The following is a 16,010-nucleotide window of genomic DNA, read 5'->3' as shown; positions in this document are numbered from 1 at the left end:
ACCAGAGCCGTGCCGGAAGAAATCCAACCATAAACCGGCTCTCGGCGGTCGCCATCGCGGCCGAGGGGATGGGCTCGAACGAACCGGCCTTCGGGCACTTACGAGACCGAAACGTGACGATCTATTTTGGGGGATTAAAGGGAATGTCTAACACGAGGATTTGGAGGCCGAAGATCTCGGCGGGTTTGAAAGCGGGGATCTACGCACTCGTCGCCGCAGGCTTCATGTGGGCCGGAAGTCCGGCACAGGCACAGACGACATTCGATGTGATCGGACCGAAGGAATACGACCTGCCGGTCGACTTCGATCCGTTCAACGTGTTCGTGCAATACGCCTACGTCCAGGACAACGATTATGTGTGGGACCGCAACGGCAACAAGGTTGCCGGCGACGGATCGCAGGTGATCTCCGGCCTGTCCAAATACGTCCACTTCTGGACGCCGAACTTCAGCAACAAGGTCGGCATGGCGTTTGAGATCATCCAGCCAGAGGTCGCGATCCGCAATCGCGGAGCCGCAGACCCGAATGGCCGTCATGTCAGCGGCTTCGGCGACACGATCACCGGCTTCGCCACCTGGTTCAAGCCGACGCCTGAATCCACGCTTGGTGTCCAGTCCTTCGTGCAGATCCCGTGGGGCGACAAGGATGTCAGCGACACCAACTGGAAGAACCTCACCAGCCTGCTTTGGTACACGCCTCTGATCGGCAAGTTCGATTGGACCGGCGATGCGGGCTTTGTCTGGCAGTCTACCAAGGACAACGGCGTGACGCCGGGCACGACCTTCCACACCAACAACCGCTTCGGTTATCAGCTGTTCGATTGGTTCGAGCCCTTCGTCGGCCTCGACTACGAGCACACCAACGCGTTCGACACGGTGCCCGAGGCTTGGACCTTGGATGGCGGCCTCGGCTTCATGGTCAGCTACTACGAAAACCACTCCCTGACCCTGCGCTACTCCAAGAGCCTGGAAGGAGAGAACCACTCGTACAATGACAGCTGGAACCTGAGATACATCTACCTCTGGTAGAGGACCGGTCGACCCTTGCCCGGAGCCGGGAGCGCACATCCGGTTCTGGGCAAGGGAGGCTGGCTTCGCCGTAGAGCGATGCTCCAGCCCGCGAAATCCAATCGCACATCGAAACGCCTGCAACGAACCGCGCCGCCACGAAAGAAGCGGCGCCAACAAATCTCCGGCGACTCCGAAAAATCGATCTTCAAACAGGAGCGTCGGCCGCACTCGAAAAATCTAGGGAGGCAGAAATGTCCTTGGTGCACGAAGGGACCAATCAGTATCAGAATTTCATCGACGGCCGCTTCACCGACGGCGCCGGCGGGACGATCGACGTCCTAAACCCGGCCACCGAGGAAGTGCTGGCGAGCGTTCCCAATAGCTCCGCCGCCATCGTCGACGAGGCCGTCGAGGCCGCCCGCCGTGCCCAGCCGGCGTGGGAGAAGCTCCCGGCGATCGAACGCGCAGGCCATCTGCGGGCCATCGCTGCACGACTGCGCGAGCATGTCGAAGAGCTTGCTCAGGTCATTACCCGGGAGCAGGGCAAGATCCTGCCGCTCGCCCGCGTGGAGGTGAACTTCACCGCCGACTATATGGACTACATGGCCGAATGGGCGCGCCGCATCGAAGGCGAGATCATTCCCAGCGACCAGACCGGCGAGAGCATCTTCCTGATGCGCAAGGCCATCGGGGTCGTGGCCGGCATCCTGCCGTGGAACTTCCCGTTCTTTCTTATTGCCCGGAAGATGGCGCCGGCCCTGGTGACCGGCAACACCGTTGTCATCAAGTCGAGCGAGGAGACGCCGATCAACGCCTTCGCCTTCGCGAAGTTCGTCGCCGAGAGCGATCTGCCCGCCGGCGTCTTCAACCTGGTCAGCGGCACTGGCGCCGATACCGGTGCGCCGCTCGCCTCCCACAGCGACGTCGGCATGGTGAGCTTCACCGGCAGCGTCGCCACGGGTACGCGCATCATGGAAGCCGCGGCCAAGAATCTCAGCCGCGTCAATCTCGAGCTCGGCGGCAAGGCGCCGGCCATCGTTCTGGCGGATGCCGATCTCGATCTGGCTGCCAAGGCCATCTACGACTCTCGGGTGATCAATACGGGCCAGGTCTGCAACTGCGCCGAGCGCGTCTATGTCCAGAAGGATGTGGCCGATGCCTTCATCGATCGCATCTCCGCGCTCATGCGCGGCACGCGCTACGGCGATCCCATGGCAGATGAGGATCTGCAGATGGGACCGCTGGTCAACGAGGTGGGCCTCACCAAGGTCGCCGAGATGGTCAACACCGCGAGCCGGGAAGGGGCCGAGGTGATCACCGGCGGCGCCATTGCCGACCGGGGACGCGGCTTCCATTACGAGCCAACCGTCCTGGCGAACTGCACGTCCGACATGGAGATCATGCGCAAGGAGATCTTCGGCCCCGTGCTGCCCATCCAGACGGTCGACAGCGCCGAAGAGGCCGTGGCTCTGGCCAACGACTCCGAATACGGGCTGACCTCGTCTCTCTACACCAACGACCTGAACACGGCCTTCCGTGTGGTTCGCGACCTGCAATACGGCGAGACCTACATCAATCGCGAGAACTTCGAGGCGATGCAGGGCTTCCACGCCGGCCGGCGCAAATCCGGCATCGGTGGCGCAGACGGCAAGCACGGTCTCTACGAATACACCGAAACCCAAGTCGTCTACCTCAAGCACGGCTAGGTAGACGGTGCGGGGCGGCCGCAACCGCGGCTGTCCCGCACATTCGTGTGACGGGCTTCCCCGATGTGACACGGCGAAGTGTCACCCAGTGTGAAATCAGCCGCTCAGAAGCACGATTTAAGGGCAAAGACTTCAGATAACCCTATGATTCACCACGATGAACGTCATTGGCACGCGAATTGCTAAATAAGCGTCATAAAGACGCTCGCGACAAGGTCGCACCCCGGTAAGTAGGCCCTCGGCCTGTGCTATCCGGGAGCCTTCGTAGAGCACCGGAGCCGGCGTGTTGGGACACGGCCGATGGCCCCGGGAATAAGAGTTGGAGGAAACGTACGGTGAGTGAGAAGAGAAAGGCTGCGGACCGGACTCCGCAAAGCCACGAAGACGAAGCCCCCATCAATTGCGGCCGGCGGAACTTGATGCTCGGCGCGTTGACCTTGGCGGTTGCTCCGCTTGGCGCCTCGCGTGTCGCAGCCTCGACCGACGCGAACAGCATCCTGCCGCAGATCGGTGACACGCTTGTATACCTGACCGGCGGGACGAAGGACGAAGTTATCGATCCGGCCGATATCAAGGTCGGCGAGCCGCCGAAGCTTGCATATCCCATGGACCCGAAGACCAAAGAGGTCCGCAACGGTTCTCGTCTGAACCTGCTGCTGGTGGCGCGCCTGCCTGCCGATGACGTGGAGAAGGACACCGAGTCCTTGGCGGCAGACGAGATCGTCGCCTATTCGGCGGTGTGCACCCACAACGGCTGCGTGATTTCCGACATCAACGAGACCGAACACGAATTCGTCTGCAATTGCCATGGATCGACTTTCGATGCGGGCAATCGCGGCGCGATTGTCGAAGGGCCGGCAACCCGACGACTGGCCATCCTTCCTCTGAAAGAGGGGGCTGGCGAACTAACGGTGGCTGCTGACTTTATCGGTCGGCTGGGGCCACCGCGATAGCGCGAGAAGGGGGCGTAGAGACCTCTCCGCAAAACAACGGAAACGCCAAGGAGAAACCTGATGAGAACGCTGACCTATGCAGCATTACTTGCTGTGGCGATGGTCCCGGCGGCACACGCCGCAGACGGGCCGGGGGAATACAAGCCCGTCACAGACGAACGGCTCGCCAATCCCGAGCCGGAAAACTGGCTCATGACGAAGGGCAACTACGCGGGCTGGAGCTACACGCCTCTCGAGCAGATCACGACCGAGAACGTCTCCAAGCTTCGTCCCGTTTGGTCCGCAGCCACGGGCAAGGACAAGGGCCATGAGGCTCCTGCCATCGTCAACGGCCGCTACATGTACGTCGCGACGCCGGAAAATCAGGTGCTGGCATTCGACTCCAAGACCGGCCGGACCCTGTGGCGTTACACGCGCGAGATGCCCGAAGGCTTCGGCGCGCTTCATATGACCAATCGCGGTGTCGCGCTTTGGGGCGACAAGGTCTATGTCGCCAGCATCGACTGCATGCTCCAGGCTCTGGATGCCAAGACCGGCGAGCTGGTCTGGGAATCTGAAGTCTGCGACTGGCAGACCGAGAGTGCCTACATCACCTCCGCACCGCTGGTCGTGAAGGGCCAGGTCATCGTCGGCCCGTCCGGCGGCGAGTTCGGTGTGCGCGGCTTCATCAAGGCCTTCGACGCCGAGACCGGCAAGGAACTCTGGACCACCTACAGTGTGCCCGGACCGGGCGAGCCGGGTCACGACACCTGGCCCCAGGACGGCAAGTGGAAAGACGCCTGGAAAGACGGCGGCGGCACCATGTGGATGCCGGGCAACTACGACGTCAAAAACGACGTCATCTACTGGGGTGTCGGCAACGGCGCGCCTTGGCCTGGCGATCAGCGCCCCGGCGACAACCTCTATCTGACGTCGGTTCTGTCCATCAATCCGGACGACGGCAAGATCGCTGGCCACTTCCAGTATCACTGGAACGACTCTTGGGACTGGGCGGCCATGAACGCACCGTCTCTCGTCGAGTTCGAGAAAGACGGCAAGAAGGTCTCTGGCCTGATTTCGGCCCAGCGTAACGGTTACCTCTACTGGCTCGACCGTGCTGAGGACGGCGAAATCACGTTCGACCATGCCGTTCCGTACGTGCACAACAACGTGTTCGAGAAGCTCGATCCGAAGACCGGGCGTCCGACCTACAACGAAGAAGCCAAGGTTGGCACCGGCAAGACGGCCACATACTGCCCGAGCCTTTGGGGCGGCAAGGACTGGTTCTACCAGGCCTACAACCCGAAGACCCAGATGCTCTACATCCCGTTCAACGACAACCACTGCATGACCCTGACCGGTCTGGTTCAGCCGATCATTCCCGGCCAGTGGTCCGCGGGCGTGGACATCAACAAGCTCGACCTGAAAGCCGACAAGGACTTCCCGTATATCGGCGGCGTCCAGGCTTGGAACGTCAACGACCGGAAAGAGGTCTGGAAAGAGACCTATGCCGGATCGTGGAACTTCGGTTCGATCCTGACCACCGCGGGCGATCTGATCTTCGTCGGCGGCACCAACGATCGGATGTTCCGCGCTTACGATGCGAAGTCCGGCGACCTGCTGTGGGAGTTCCCGACCCCGTCGGGCATCATTTCGCCCCCCAGCAGCTTTGAAATCGACGGCAAGCAGTACATCGCCGTTGTGTCCGGCTATGGCGTCGACGCTCAGTGGATCCAGGGCAAGATGGCCAAGCAGGCCGGCTGGGAAGAGTCGGTTCCTGAAGGCGGTTCCGTCTGGGTGTTCGCACTTCCCGACGAAAAATAATACCTCGTATCTTCGCTCAACCTCTGCCTCCCCGGCGGCTCTCGCCGGGGAGGTTTTTTTTGTGTCTGCGGTCGCTCAGTTGGAAGGCAGACAGTAGAAAGCGGCCGACGCGCGCAGTTCGGCACGCGCGGCTATTGCCGGGTGTCGAGCTTGGAGAAGCGAAGATGGAAGTGGGAGCGCGGGCCCTTATTCAGGGCGCTCGATATTCTGGCGCTTGAGCCACCGGTAGAGCGTCTGGCGGCTGACATTGAGCTCGCTGGCGGCGTCGGAAACGCACCAATCGTTGCGCATCAGCACGTCCTCCAGATCGTCCGCGGCAGGCGCCGTGGTCCTGGGAGCCTCGCACTTCTTCTCAGGCCCCGTCTTGAGCCAGTGCGGAAGGCGCTCCGGCGCGATTTCGGCCTCGTTCGTGCAGGCGAGGGCATAGCGCATGGCAAGCCGCAGCTCGCGCATATTGCCGGGCCAGGTCTGGGCGAGAAGGATCTCCAGAGCCTCGTCGGACAGGCGAGGCGGTGCGTCGAATTCCATCTGGGCGGCTTCGATCGCCAAAGCTCCCAGAATGACGTCCGCCCGGTCGGCGCGGTCGCGAAGCGGCGGAAGGTTCAGGCGGATGCCCGCCAGCCGGTAATAGAGGTCCTGGCGAAACCGACCATCGGCCGCCATCTCAGCGAGGTCCCGGTGGGTGGCGCAGATGACGTTGAAATCGACCTTGATCGGCTTGGCGGTGCCCAGCGGCACAACCTCGCCCTCCGCAAGCACGCGCAGCAGCCGCGTCTGCAGGGTCAGGGGCATGTCGCCGATCTCGTCCAAGAACAGCGTACCCCCATTGGCCTCCGCGATGCGGCCCGTCCGGCCGCCCCGGCGCGCACCGGTGAAGGTGCCGGCCTCGTAGCCGAACAGCTCGCTTTCGATGAGGTTCTCAGGAATCGACGAGCAGTCGATGACGACGAAGGGACCGTTCGCCCGGCGCCCGGCCTCGTGAATGCCGCGCGCGAACTCCTCCTTGCCGGTTCCGGTCTCGCCGTGCAGCAGGATCGGCAGGCGCTTGTCCACCAGCTTCCGGACGGTCTGGACATTGTTGCCCATGACGGGATCGCGGCCGGCCAGGGTGTCGAGATCCAGTCCGCCGTTCTTACCCAGGGTAGGGCGCTTCACGGCAAGGGCCTGGGACGATGGCTTGGCCGGCTTGCCGAGGCTCCGCCGGCGTTTCGGCGTGATCATGCTGGCAAAGCAGGGCTGCCCGGTATCCTTCACATGCGCAATACCGATCCGCTCGACGAAGGCGTCGGCGTTCTCGCCAGGGGGCGGGCTGGCGTCCTGCCATGTGATTTCCAGGAATCCGGAGAGCGGATTGCCGATGATGCGCTGGCGGTCCAGCATTGGCGAGCCAGGGCGGTGCCCGTCATATATTTCCAGCGGGCATCCATCGTCGCCTAAGGCAAGCATCAGACCGACGCCTTCCTCGGCGCGGGCCAGCCCCGCCTCCACGCGCAGGATCGTCCGGTCTCGGTTCCGCTCCAGGAAATAGCTGCGCTCGATATGCCGGGTGGTCCGCATCACCAAATCGAGAATGAAGAACTGCATCTCGTGGGGAAGGTCGGCGATAGATGACGCATCCAGGGCTGCGATGATTTCTCCATCGGAGCCGAAGATCGGGGCGGCGGTGCAGGTGAGCCCCTCGTAGCTCGGAAAGAAGTGCTGATCCCGGTGGATGGTGACCGGCGAGCGCGTCGCAAGCGAGGTGCCGATGCCGTTGGTTCCGGCGAAATCCTCGCCCCACAGCGCGCCGGTGCACACACCCATGCGCCGCATTGCCTTGTCCGGCGGAGAGTCGCCCAGGACGTCCAGCGCAATGCCGTTCGGATCGGAGAGCATGACGACGTAAGGCGAGGAGGAGAGGCGCCCCAGCAGGCGCTCGATATGCGGGCGCGCGACATGGGTCAGAAGATCGAGCGGATCCGCAGCGCTGCGATACTCGACCGCCGTGACGATCTCAGGCCCCTTGTGGCGGCTCCGATCGAGCTTGTACTCGCTGACGCACCGTTCCCAGGAGGTCTCGATGAGGTGAGCGCATTGGCTCCTCAAGCCTTCTTCCTGCAGCGATGCATCGCCAAAATTGCTGAAGCAGGCGAGATCTCGCGATTTCACCAGCTCATCCTGCTTCGTGCCTGTTTCATTCATGTCGCCCCTCCCTGGATTCTAATTGGTTTGATTTGGGCGTTTGGTTGTTATCGCGCGACGTAATCCTCCCGATCGACGCGCAGGAGCGATGCCTGCAGACGCAAGCTGTCCCGACGGATCGCCTTCACATTCTCGTATGTAAAACGCACATGCTCCGCCGCGGCGCGCTCGGCCGATTCCGCATCGCCTGATAGCACAGCCTCGGCGATGGCCAGATGCTGGGCGAGCAGCTGGGGACGCACGGAGCGGCGCTGATAGAGCTGCTGGCGGCTGTAGAAGATGTTGTTTCGCAGGAGCTCGACCAGAGCCCGCATGAAATGGAGCAGCACGGCGTTGTGAGCGGCGTCGTAGATCAGTAGATGCAGATCGACATCGGCCTGGGCCTCCTGCTCGGGATCCTCGAGCGCGTGGGCCTCCTTCATCCGCGCGATGCAAGCCTCGATCGCCTCACGGTCGACCTCCGAAGCCCGGAGCGCCGCATAGCGCGCGGCTTGCGGCTCCATCATCTCCCGGAATTCGAAATAGTCTTCCGTGACCTCGACATTGTTCTCCATGAGCGAGGCGAGGGGCTTGAGCAGCGGCGTCAGGAACTCCGCCACGAAGGTGCCGGTCTTGGAGCGGGTCAGGAGACCGCGATCCACCAGCCGCTCGATCGCATCGCGCAAGGAGGGCCGTGAGACGTCGAGCTTCTCTGCCAGCTCGCGCTCGGGCGTAAGGCGTTCGCCGGGGCGCAGCACGCCCTGCAGGACGAGCTTCTCGATGTGATCGGCGATCGCCTCGGCGATCTTCGGCTGCCTTATCGGTTCCATCTCACGATCATCCCAACCATTCATGCGCCAAGGCAACCCTAAGATTTCACGGTCAATCCTTGGCTTGAATATGACTATGGTGTTACAGACTGGACCAGCGATCAAGCTTGGTCTACTTTTTTTACCAGAGCTGCGCTGCTCCAAACGTAGCGGGCGCGCCGGTGATGGCCCGGCTTTTCGTATCTATTCGTCGACAGGCTGTGCGGCCGCCGGGAGTCGAAGCCATGGTGCAATCTGGAAGCAGCTCGAAGGGGCAGGGCACGTCGCCCGAAAGCGCAGGGGAGAGGCTTGCAGAAGGGCCTCATGTCGGCCTGTTCGTCACCTGCATCGTCGATCTGTTTCGGCCCAATGTCGGATTCGCTTCCGTCAAGCTACTCCAGGATGCGGGCTGCCGCGTCACCGTTCCGCCCCAGCAGGTCTGCTGCGGCCAGCCGGCCTATAACAGCGGCGACGACGAAGGCGCCCGGCGCATCGCCAAGCAGGTGATCGCGGCGTTTTCCGAATTCGACTACGTGGTGGGACCGTCCGGGTCCTGCATGGCGACCATCTGCAAGGACTATCCGGAGATGTTCGCGCACGATGCGGAATGGAAGGCGCCGGCGCAGAATCTCGCCGCGCGCAGCCACGAGCTCCTGTCCTTCCTCACCGATGTGCTCGGCGCCACCCCGGCCCCTGCCACCTATCAGGGCCGTGCGGCCTATCACGACAGCTGTTCTGGCTTGCGTAAACTCGGCGTCAAGGACCAGCCCCGCGAGCTTCTCTCTCATGTGGAAGGGTTGAGCCTCGCCGAGATCCAGGACAGCGAAACCTGCTGCGGCTTCGGCGGCACGTTCTGCGTCAAGTATCCGGAGATCTCCACCCACATGGTCTCCGACAAGGTCGCCAATGTGGAGGCGAGCGGGGCCGACACGGTGCTCGGTGGCGATCTTGGCTGCCTGTTCAATATCGCCGGGCGTTTGAAGCGTCTGGAAAAGCCCACCAAGGTGTTTCATGCCGCCGAAGTCCTGGCCGGCATGACCGACATTCCTGCGATCGGGGAGCCGGAGCAGACATGATGCAGGTGGAGAGCAGCCGGTTTCGCGAACGCGCCTCGGAAGCGCTTCTCGACCCCAGCCTTCGCGCAGCGTCCGAAGGTCTGAAACGCGGCTTCGTCGCCGCCCGGGCCAAGCGCGTCGCGGAACTTCCCGAATACGCTGCCATGCGGGACGCCGCCCGGGATATTCGGACCCATACGCTTGCGAATCTCGACTTCTATCTGGAACGCTACGAGAGTGCCGTGAAGGCCCAAGGCGGCCATGTCCACTGGGCGGCGGATGCCGACGAGGCTTGCGCGATCATCCGCGATATCTGCCGGGATGCGAACGCCAAGGTCGTCACCAAGGGCAAGTCCATGGTGTCGGAGGAGATCGGTCTCAACGCCGTGCTCGAGGCAGAAGGCTGCGAGGTTCTGGAGACCGATGCGGGCGAATACATTGTGCAGCTCGCCCACGAGGCGCCGAGCCACATCGTGACGCCCACGATTCATAAGACGGTGGAGGAGATCGCCGACCTGTTCTACGAGCGCCATCGCGTCTACGGCTTCGACAAGCGGGAGACGGATGCGGCGGCGCTGATCGCCCAGGTGCGCCACGTCATGCGGCAGAAATATTTCGCCGCCGATGTGAGCCTGACGGGCGCCAATTTTCTGGTCGCGGAAACCGGCTCCAACGTCATCGTCACCAATGAAGGCAATGGCGACCTCGCCTCCATGCTCGCGCCCGTCCATGTGGTGACGGTGGGGATCGAGAAGATCGTGCCGACCTTGAACGATGTCAGCGTCCTGCTCCGCATGCTGGGGCGCAGCGCGCTCGGCATGGAGACCACGGCCTACACCACCTTCATGACGGGGCCGAAGCGCGCTGGCGACCTCGACGGGCCGGAAGAGTATCACGTAGTGCTGATCGACAACGGCCGGACGAAGATGCTGGAGAGCGAGTTCCGGCCCATGCTGCGCTGCATCCGCTGCGGCGCCTGCATGAATCATTGCCCGGTCTATCACTCGGCGGGCGGCCATGCGTATGGGTGGGTCTATCCCGGACCCATGGGGTCTGTCTTGACTCCGATGATCGCCGGGCTGGAGGAGGCGGGCGATCTGCCCAACGCCTGCACCCTGAACGGACGCTGCCAGCAGGTCTGCCCCGTCGACATTCCGCTCCCCGATCTTTTGCGCCGGCTGCGCCACGAACAGTGGGAGGCGGGGTTCACCAAACAGACCGTCCGGTGGGGCATCGGGCTCTGGGCCTGGCTTGCGGCCCGCCCGCGCCTCTATCACGGACTGACCCGGCTGGGCGTGAAGATGCTCGGTCTGCTCGGACACAAGCGCGGACGCTTCCGCCATTTGCCGTTCGCCGGCGGATGGACCGCAACCCGGGATTTCCCGGCTCCGGAATCCGAGACCTTCCTCGCAGCCTGGTCGAACCAGACGAAGCGGTCGTGAGCGAGCGGTCCCGCGACCATATCCTCTCCCGCATCCGCAACGCCGTCGGGGAGGGCAGTGCGGACCGGGCCTCCCGCGCCGAGCTGGAAGGGCGGCTCGCATCGCCCCAATCCGGTCCGCTTCCGGCGCTCGACGACGATGGCGTCTCCCGCTTCATCGCGAAGGCGGAAGGAAACGGACTGACCGTCGAGCCCATCGTCTCTTTGGATCTTCTGGTGCCGGCCGTCGGACGCGTGATGAGCGATGCGGGCGTATCGACCGATATCAGCATCGCGCCAGCTCTCGCCGACCTTCCATGGCCTGAGCCTTGGCTCGCCAATATCGGCGCCGGCCGCTTCGAAGAGCATATCAGCGTGACCCTCGCCGCCGCCGGCATCGCCGAGACGGGAAGCGTGATCTTCCGGTCAGGTCCGGATAGCCCGGCCACTTTGAACTTCTTGCCCGACATCCATGTGGTCGTGCTGCGGACCGCCGATATCGTCACCTATCCGGAAGAGGCTTGGCAGCGCTTCCGAGACGAGTCGAACGGATGGCCCCGCGCCATGAACGTCATCGCCGGCCCGTCCCGGACGGCCGATGTCGGCGGCATCATCGTCCGCCCCGCCCACGGCCCGAAGGCCGTCCATCTGCTTCTCGTCGGCAACGACTGAGCCAAGCCGGGCGGCCCCGATCCCAACCGCTCTCGAAGCCTGCGCGTCCGGCCCTTTCCGGCTTGTCACCCCCGTATCGCCGCGGTGTCACACCTCAAGGGTGGCGGACAGCCCTTTCGTTGGAGCCCCAATCGCGCGGCTTCACGAGGGATTCAAATAAGTCAATGATTTCAATGCATTGCGAAGTATTTCACCAATCCGTTTTGAGCCGCGGAGAGCGTGGCACGCTTTGTGCTTTACCACCCCTAACAGGCCAAGCCCCCTCAAGGGAGCACGCCTGACCGAGGGGGAACGCACCAGCGCCGGTAAGACCGAAAAGGCACCGAGGGCATGCAGGACATCGCGAAAGATTCCATCGCCGAAGAGACGCAAGGCTCCGAGGACGAGCGGGAAGAGCTGCAGGAATGGACGGATGCGATTTCGTCCGTCCTCAAGTTCGAAGGCGTCGACCGGGCCGATGCGCTGTTGAGCGGCACGGTGGAGACGGCCCGCCAGCGCGGTGCTCATCTGCCCTTCGCCGCGCGGAGCGCCTACGTCAACTCGATCTCTCCGGAACAGGAGCCGACCCATCCGGGCGACCCGGAGATCGAGCGGCGCATCCATGCCGCCATCCGCTGGAACGCCGCCATCATGGTGCTGCGTGCCAATAAGGAGTCGTCGGAGCTCGGCGGTCATATCGCGAGCTATCAGTCGGCGGCGACCCTCTACGATACTGGTTTCGATCATTTCTGGCATGCGCCGTCGAAAGACCATGGCGGCGATCTCATCTTCCTTCAGGGCCATTCCTCTCCCGGGATCTACGCCCGCGCCTTTCTCGAAGGAAGATTGACCGAGGAGCAGCTTGAGAACTTCCGCCAGGAGGTGGATGGCAAGGGCGTCTCGTCCTACCCCCACCCCTGGCTCATGCCGGAGTTCTGGCAGTTCCCGACCGTGTCCATGGGGCTCGGTCCAATCATGGCCATCTATCAGGCCAGATTTCTGAAGTACCTGCACGCCCACGGCTTGGCGGACTCCGAGAACCGTCACGTCTGGGCGTTCTGCGGCGACGGGGAGATGGACGAGCCTGAAAGTCTCGGTGCCATCTCCCTGGCGGGCCGCGAGGCCCTGGACAATCTGATCTTCGTGGTGAACTGCAATTTGCAGCGCCTCGATGGGCCGGTGCGTGGCAACGGCAAGATCGTCCAGGAGCTGGAAGGCAATTTCCGCGGCGCAGGATGGAACGTCCTCAAGGTGCTGTGGGGCACCAGCTGGGACGAGCTCCTGACCCGCGACCACACCGGCAAGCTCCATCAGCTGATGGAGGAATGCGTCGACGGCGAGTACCAGGACTTCAAGTCCAAGGACGGCGCCTATATCCGCGACAATTTCTTCGGCCGGTATCCGGAGACCGCTGCCATGGTCGCCGACTGGTCCGACGAGAAGATCTGGCGCCTGACCCGCGGCGGTCACGACCCAAAGAAGGTCTATGCCGCCTACAAGGCCGCCGTGGAGCATACGGGCCAGCCGACTGTAATCCTCGCCAAGACCGTCAAGGGCTACGGCATGGGGGAGGCGGGCGAAGCCCAGATGATCACCCATCAGCAGAAGAAGATGGGGAAAGAGGCGCTGCGCCATTTCCGCGACCGCTTCAAGGTGCCGGCGAGCGACGAGGACATCGAGACCCTGTCCTATATCCGCTTCGCCGAGGACTCCGAGGAGATGCGCTACCTGCGCGCCAGGCGCGAGGCGCTGGGTGGTCCCCTGCCGGCCCGGCGCACAAAGACCGAGTCTCTGGAGGTGCCGCCCCTGAGCCTGTTCGAAGGCCAGCTCAAGGGCTCCGGCGACCGCGAGATCTCCACCACCATGAGCTTCGTGCGCATCCTCTCCAGCCTGCTGCGCGACAAGACCCTGGGCCCGCGCGTGGTGCCCATCGTGCCCGACGAAAGCCGCACCTTCGGCATGGAAGGCATGTTCCGCCAGTTCGGCATCTTCAGCCAGGTGGGGCAGCTCTACCGGCCGTCCGATGCCGGCGAGCTCATGTTCTACAAGGAAGACCGCAAGGGGCGCATGCTCCAGGAGGGGATCAACGAGGCGGGCGCCATGTCGTCCTGGATCGCTGCGGCGACCAGCTATTCGACTTCCGACGTCGCCATGATCCCGTTCTACATCTTCTATTCGATGTTCGGCTTCCAGCGTGTCGGAGACCTGGCCTGGGCGGCCGGCGACAGCCGCGCCCGGGGCTTCCTGCTCGGCGGCACCTCAGGCCGCACCACCTTGAACGGCGAGGGCCTGCAGCACGAGGACGGCCACAGCCACCTCATCGCCGCCACCATCCCAAACTGCGTCTCCTACGATCCGACCTTCGGCTACGAGGTCGCGGTGATCGTGCGCGACGGTCTCCGGCGCATGGTGGAGGAGCAGGAGGACGTCTATTTCTACCTCACCCTCCTCAACGAGAACTATCAGCACCCGCCCATGCCCGACAGTGCAGAAGAGGGCATCATCAAGGGCATCTACCGGCTCAAGGCCGGCCGGAAGAGGGGACCTCTCAACGTCCAGCTCTTAGGGTCAGGCGCGATCCTGCGCGAGGTGATCGCCGCCGCCGATCTCCTGAAGGAGGAGTTCGGCGTTGCCGCCGATGTCTGGAGCGTCACCAGCTTCACCGAGCTTGCCCGCGAGGCACAAGCGGTCGATCGCTGGAACCTGCTTCATCCCAAGGAGCGAGAGCGCACGCCCTTCGTGACCGAAGAGCTGTCCAAGGGACGAGGTCCGGTGATCGCCGCCACCGATTACATGAAGGCTTATGCCGAGCAGATCCGCGCCTATGTCCCCGGCGCCTATCGGGTGCTGGGAACCGACGGGTTCGGCCGCTCCGACTTCCGCCGCAAGCTGCGCTTCCACTTCGAGGTCGACCGGCATTTTGTTGTCGCAGCCGCACTCAGCGCCTTGGCGCGCGAGGACAAGATCCCGCGCAAGACCGTCGAGGAAGCGCTTTCCCGCTACGGCATCGACTCCGACAAGCCCAATCCGGTGACGGTGTAGCGACGCACGCATCCGCGCTCCCGTTCCGACCATCCGACAGAGGTTCACGGTCAAATGATCGAAGTGAAAGTTCCGGATATCGGCGATTTCGCCGACGTCCCTGTGGTCGAAATTCTGGTCTCGCCCGGCGATGTGGTGGCGCCGGAAGACCCGTTGATCACGCTGGAATCCGACAAAGCGACGATGGAAGTTCCCGCCCCCTCCGCAGGGAAGGTAGTCGAGCTCCTCGTCAAGATTGGCGACTCGGTGAGCGAGGGGGCTCCCATCCTGACCCTCGACGCCGTCGCTGAAGCCGAAGGGGGAGCGCCGTCCGAACCTGCTCAAGACTCTGCCGACGTCAATCGGAACGCGCCGGACGAGAATGACGAGCAGGAATCGGATGCGCGGGCGGCTGCCTCCCGACCCGACATGGCGGCTCCCCCTTCGGCCCCTTCTCCCGAGACATCTGCCGAGAGCGCTCCGCCGGAAGTCGCGCCCATTCCAGGCGAGGTGCATGCGAGTCCGACCGTGCGCCGGATTGCCCGGGAGCTCGACATCGATCTCACCCAGCTCAAGGGCACGGGCGAGAAAGGCCGCATCACCAAGGATGATGTGAAGCGCGCACTCGCCGGCGATGCGGCCGCGGCCGGGCAGGGCACCGGCATCCCGAAAGTGCCGCCCCAGGATTTCGCGAAATTCGGTCCCACCGAGACCGTGCCGCTCTCCCGGCTGAAACGGCTCTCGGGGCCGCATCTGCACCGGGCGTGGCTCAACGTCCCCCATGTGACCCACACGGACGAGGCGGACATCACCGCCCTCGACGCCTATCGCAAGGAGCTGGACGCTGAAGCCCGCGAGAAGGGTTATCGCGTCACCATGCTCTCCTTCCTTCTCATGGCGAGCGCTGTCGCCCTGAAGGAATTCCCCCATTTCAACGCGTCGCTCTCTCCAGACGAGGACGCGCTGATCCTCAAACGCTACTTCAATGTCGGCGTGGCCGTAGACACGCCGGAGGGGTTGGTGGTGCCCGTGATCAAGGATGTCGACCGTAAGCGCATCTTTGAGCTGAGCGAGGAGCTGTCCGATGTTTCCCAACGCATGCGGGACGGCAAGATCGCTCCGGCTGACATTCAGGGCGCCACCTTCTCCATTTCTAGCCTGGGCGGTATCGGCGGCACCAACTTCACGCCCATCGTGAGCGCACCGGAGGTCGCCATCCTCGGTGTGGTCCGCGCTCAGATGAAGCCGATCTGGAACGGCGAGGACTTCGAGCCGCGCCTCATGCTGCCGCTCTGCCTGTCTTACGACCATCGCGTCATCGACGGCGCCGATGCGGCCCGCTTCACCAAGCGCCTCACCGAGCTGCTCGGCGATATCCGCCAGCTCATTCTCTGACCGCAGTCTCCAGTCCCGCACGCTCAC

At 63.5% G+C, this 16,010-nt stretch carries 11 protein-coding genes; 9 read left to right on the top strand and 2 right to left on the bottom strand.

Annotated features, from left to right (window positions below):
* The first annotated feature begins 143 nt into the window (after positions 1–143).
* The 4 genes from ACFQ2F_RS11880 to ACFQ2F_RS11865 all read left to right on the top strand — a co-directional run bounded on the left by ACFQ2F_RS11880 (position 144) and on the right by ACFQ2F_RS11865 (position 5,472).
* Positions 144–1,028, top strand: a complete 885-nt coding sequence (locus ACFQ2F_RS11880; RefSeq protein ID WP_379090106.1) for a transporter — start codon at positions 144–146, stop codon at positions 1,026–1,028.
* Between the two features lie 233 nt (positions 1,029–1,261).
* Complete coding sequence (gene aldA / locus ACFQ2F_RS11875) at positions 1,262–2,716, top strand: aldehyde dehydrogenase (RefSeq protein WP_379090104.1); 1,455 nt, start codon at positions 1,262–1,264, stop codon at positions 2,714–2,716.
* 419 nt (positions 2,717–3,135) lie between these two features.
* The gene (locus tag ACFQ2F_RS11870) at positions 3,136–3,669 is read left to right on the top strand and encodes a QcrA and Rieske domain-containing protein (RefSeq protein WP_379090102.1); all 534 of its coding nucleotides are present in this window, start codon (positions 3,136–3,138) and stop codon (positions 3,667–3,669) included.
* 60 nt (positions 3,670–3,729) lie between these two features.
* The gene (locus ACFQ2F_RS11865; protein ID WP_379090100.1) at positions 3,730–5,472 is read left to right on the top strand and encodes a PQQ-dependent dehydrogenase, methanol/ethanol family; all 1,743 of its coding nucleotides are present in this window, start codon (positions 3,730–3,732) and stop codon (positions 5,470–5,472) included.
* 186 nt (positions 5,473–5,658) lie between these two features.
* Here ACFQ2F_RS11865 and ACFQ2F_RS11860 read toward each other — a convergent pair whose 3' ends face one another.
* Complete coding sequence (locus ACFQ2F_RS11860; RefSeq protein WP_379090098.1) at positions 5,659–7,653, bottom strand: sigma-54-dependent Fis family transcriptional regulator; 1,995 nt, start codon at positions 7,651–7,653, stop codon at positions 5,659–5,661.
* A 47-nt stretch (positions 7,654–7,700) separates the two neighbouring features.
* Positions 7,701–8,462 carry an FCD domain-containing protein gene (locus ACFQ2F_RS11855; RefSeq protein ID WP_379090096.1) on the bottom strand — a complete coding sequence of 254 codons (762 nt, stop codon included), beginning with the start codon at positions 8,460–8,462 and terminating at the stop codon, positions 7,701–7,703.
* A gap of 224 nt (positions 8,463–8,686) precedes the next feature.
* Between ACFQ2F_RS11855 and ACFQ2F_RS11850 the strand changes: the two genes are divergently transcribed.
* The 5 genes from ACFQ2F_RS11850 (at position 8,687) to ACFQ2F_RS11830 (ending at position 15,983) form a co-directional block, all read left to right on the top strand.
* Positions 8,687–9,517 carry a (Fe-S)-binding protein gene (locus ACFQ2F_RS11850; RefSeq protein ID WP_379090094.1) on the top strand — a complete coding sequence of 277 codons (831 nt, stop codon included), beginning with the start codon at positions 8,687–8,689 and terminating at the stop codon, positions 9,515–9,517.
* Positions 9,514–10,938, top strand: coding sequence for a LutB/LldF family L-lactate oxidation iron-sulfur protein (locus ACFQ2F_RS11845; RefSeq protein WP_379090092.1), 1,425 nt, complete (start codon positions 9,514–9,516; stop codon positions 10,936–10,938). Before ACFQ2F_RS11850 ends, ACFQ2F_RS11845 begins: the two co-directional genes overlap by 4 nt.
* Entirely contained in the window at positions 10,935–11,588 is a 654-nt protein-coding gene (locus tag ACFQ2F_RS11840; RefSeq protein ID WP_379090090.1) for a LutC/YkgG family protein, read from the top strand. The genes ACFQ2F_RS11845 and ACFQ2F_RS11840 overlap by 4 nt, the downstream gene beginning before the upstream one ends.
* Before the next feature lie 330 nt (positions 11,589–11,918).
* Complete coding sequence (aceE, locus tag ACFQ2F_RS11835) at positions 11,919–14,609, top strand: pyruvate dehydrogenase (acetyl-transferring), homodimeric type (protein WP_379090088.1); 2,691 nt, start codon at positions 11,919–11,921, stop codon at positions 14,607–14,609.
* A 54-nt stretch (positions 14,610–14,663) separates the two neighbouring features.
* On the top strand, positions 14,664–15,983 hold the full coding sequence (locus tag ACFQ2F_RS11830) for a 2-oxo acid dehydrogenase subunit E2 (protein WP_379090086.1): 1,320 nt from the start codon (positions 14,664–14,666) through the stop codon (positions 15,981–15,983).
* Positions 15,984–16,010 lie beyond the last annotated feature (27 nt).

Origin of the sequence: Methyloligella solikamskensis (assembly GCF_042676065.1) — a bacterium.
GTDB classification, from domain to species: Bacteria; Pseudomonadota; Alphaproteobacteria; order Rhizobiales; family Methyloligellaceae; genus Methyloligella; species Methyloligella solikamskensis.
This window is presented reverse-complemented; position numbering and strand designations above follow the sequence as displayed.

Coding starts and splice junctions, on each gene's coding strand:
- aceE (WP_379090088.1), top strand. CDS start 11,919: ATGCAGGACATCGCGAAAGATTCCATCGCCGAAGAGACGCAAGGCTCC.
- ACFQ2F_RS11850 (WP_379090094.1), top strand. CDS start 8,687: ATGGTGCAATCTGGAAGCAGCTCGAAGGGGCAGGGCACGTCGCCCGAA.
- ACFQ2F_RS11830 (WP_379090086.1), top strand. CDS start 14,664: ATGATCGAAGTGAAAGTTCCGGATATCGGCGATTTCGCCGACGTCCCT.
- ACFQ2F_RS11860 (WP_379090098.1), bottom strand. CDS start 7,653: ATGAATGAAACAGGCACGAAGCAGGATGAGCTGGTGAAATCGCGAGAT.
- ACFQ2F_RS11865 (WP_379090100.1), top strand. CDS start 3,730: ATGAGAACGCTGACCTATGCAGCATTACTTGCTGTGGCGATGGTCCCG.
- ACFQ2F_RS11845 (WP_379090092.1), top strand. CDS start 9,514: ATGATGCAGGTGGAGAGCAGCCGGTTTCGCGAACGCGCCTCGGAAGCG.
- aldA (WP_379090104.1), top strand. CDS start 1,262: ATGTCCTTGGTGCACGAAGGGACCAATCAGTATCAGAATTTCATCGAC.
- ACFQ2F_RS11880 (WP_379090106.1), top strand. CDS start 144: ATGTCTAACACGAGGATTTGGAGGCCGAAGATCTCGGCGGGTTTGAAA.
- ACFQ2F_RS11870 (WP_379090102.1), top strand. CDS start 3,136: ATGCTCGGCGCGTTGACCTTGGCGGTTGCTCCGCTTGGCGCCTCGCGT.
- ACFQ2F_RS11855 (WP_379090096.1), bottom strand. CDS start 8,462: ATGGAACCGATAAGGCAGCCGAAGATCGCCGAGGCGATCGCCGATCAC.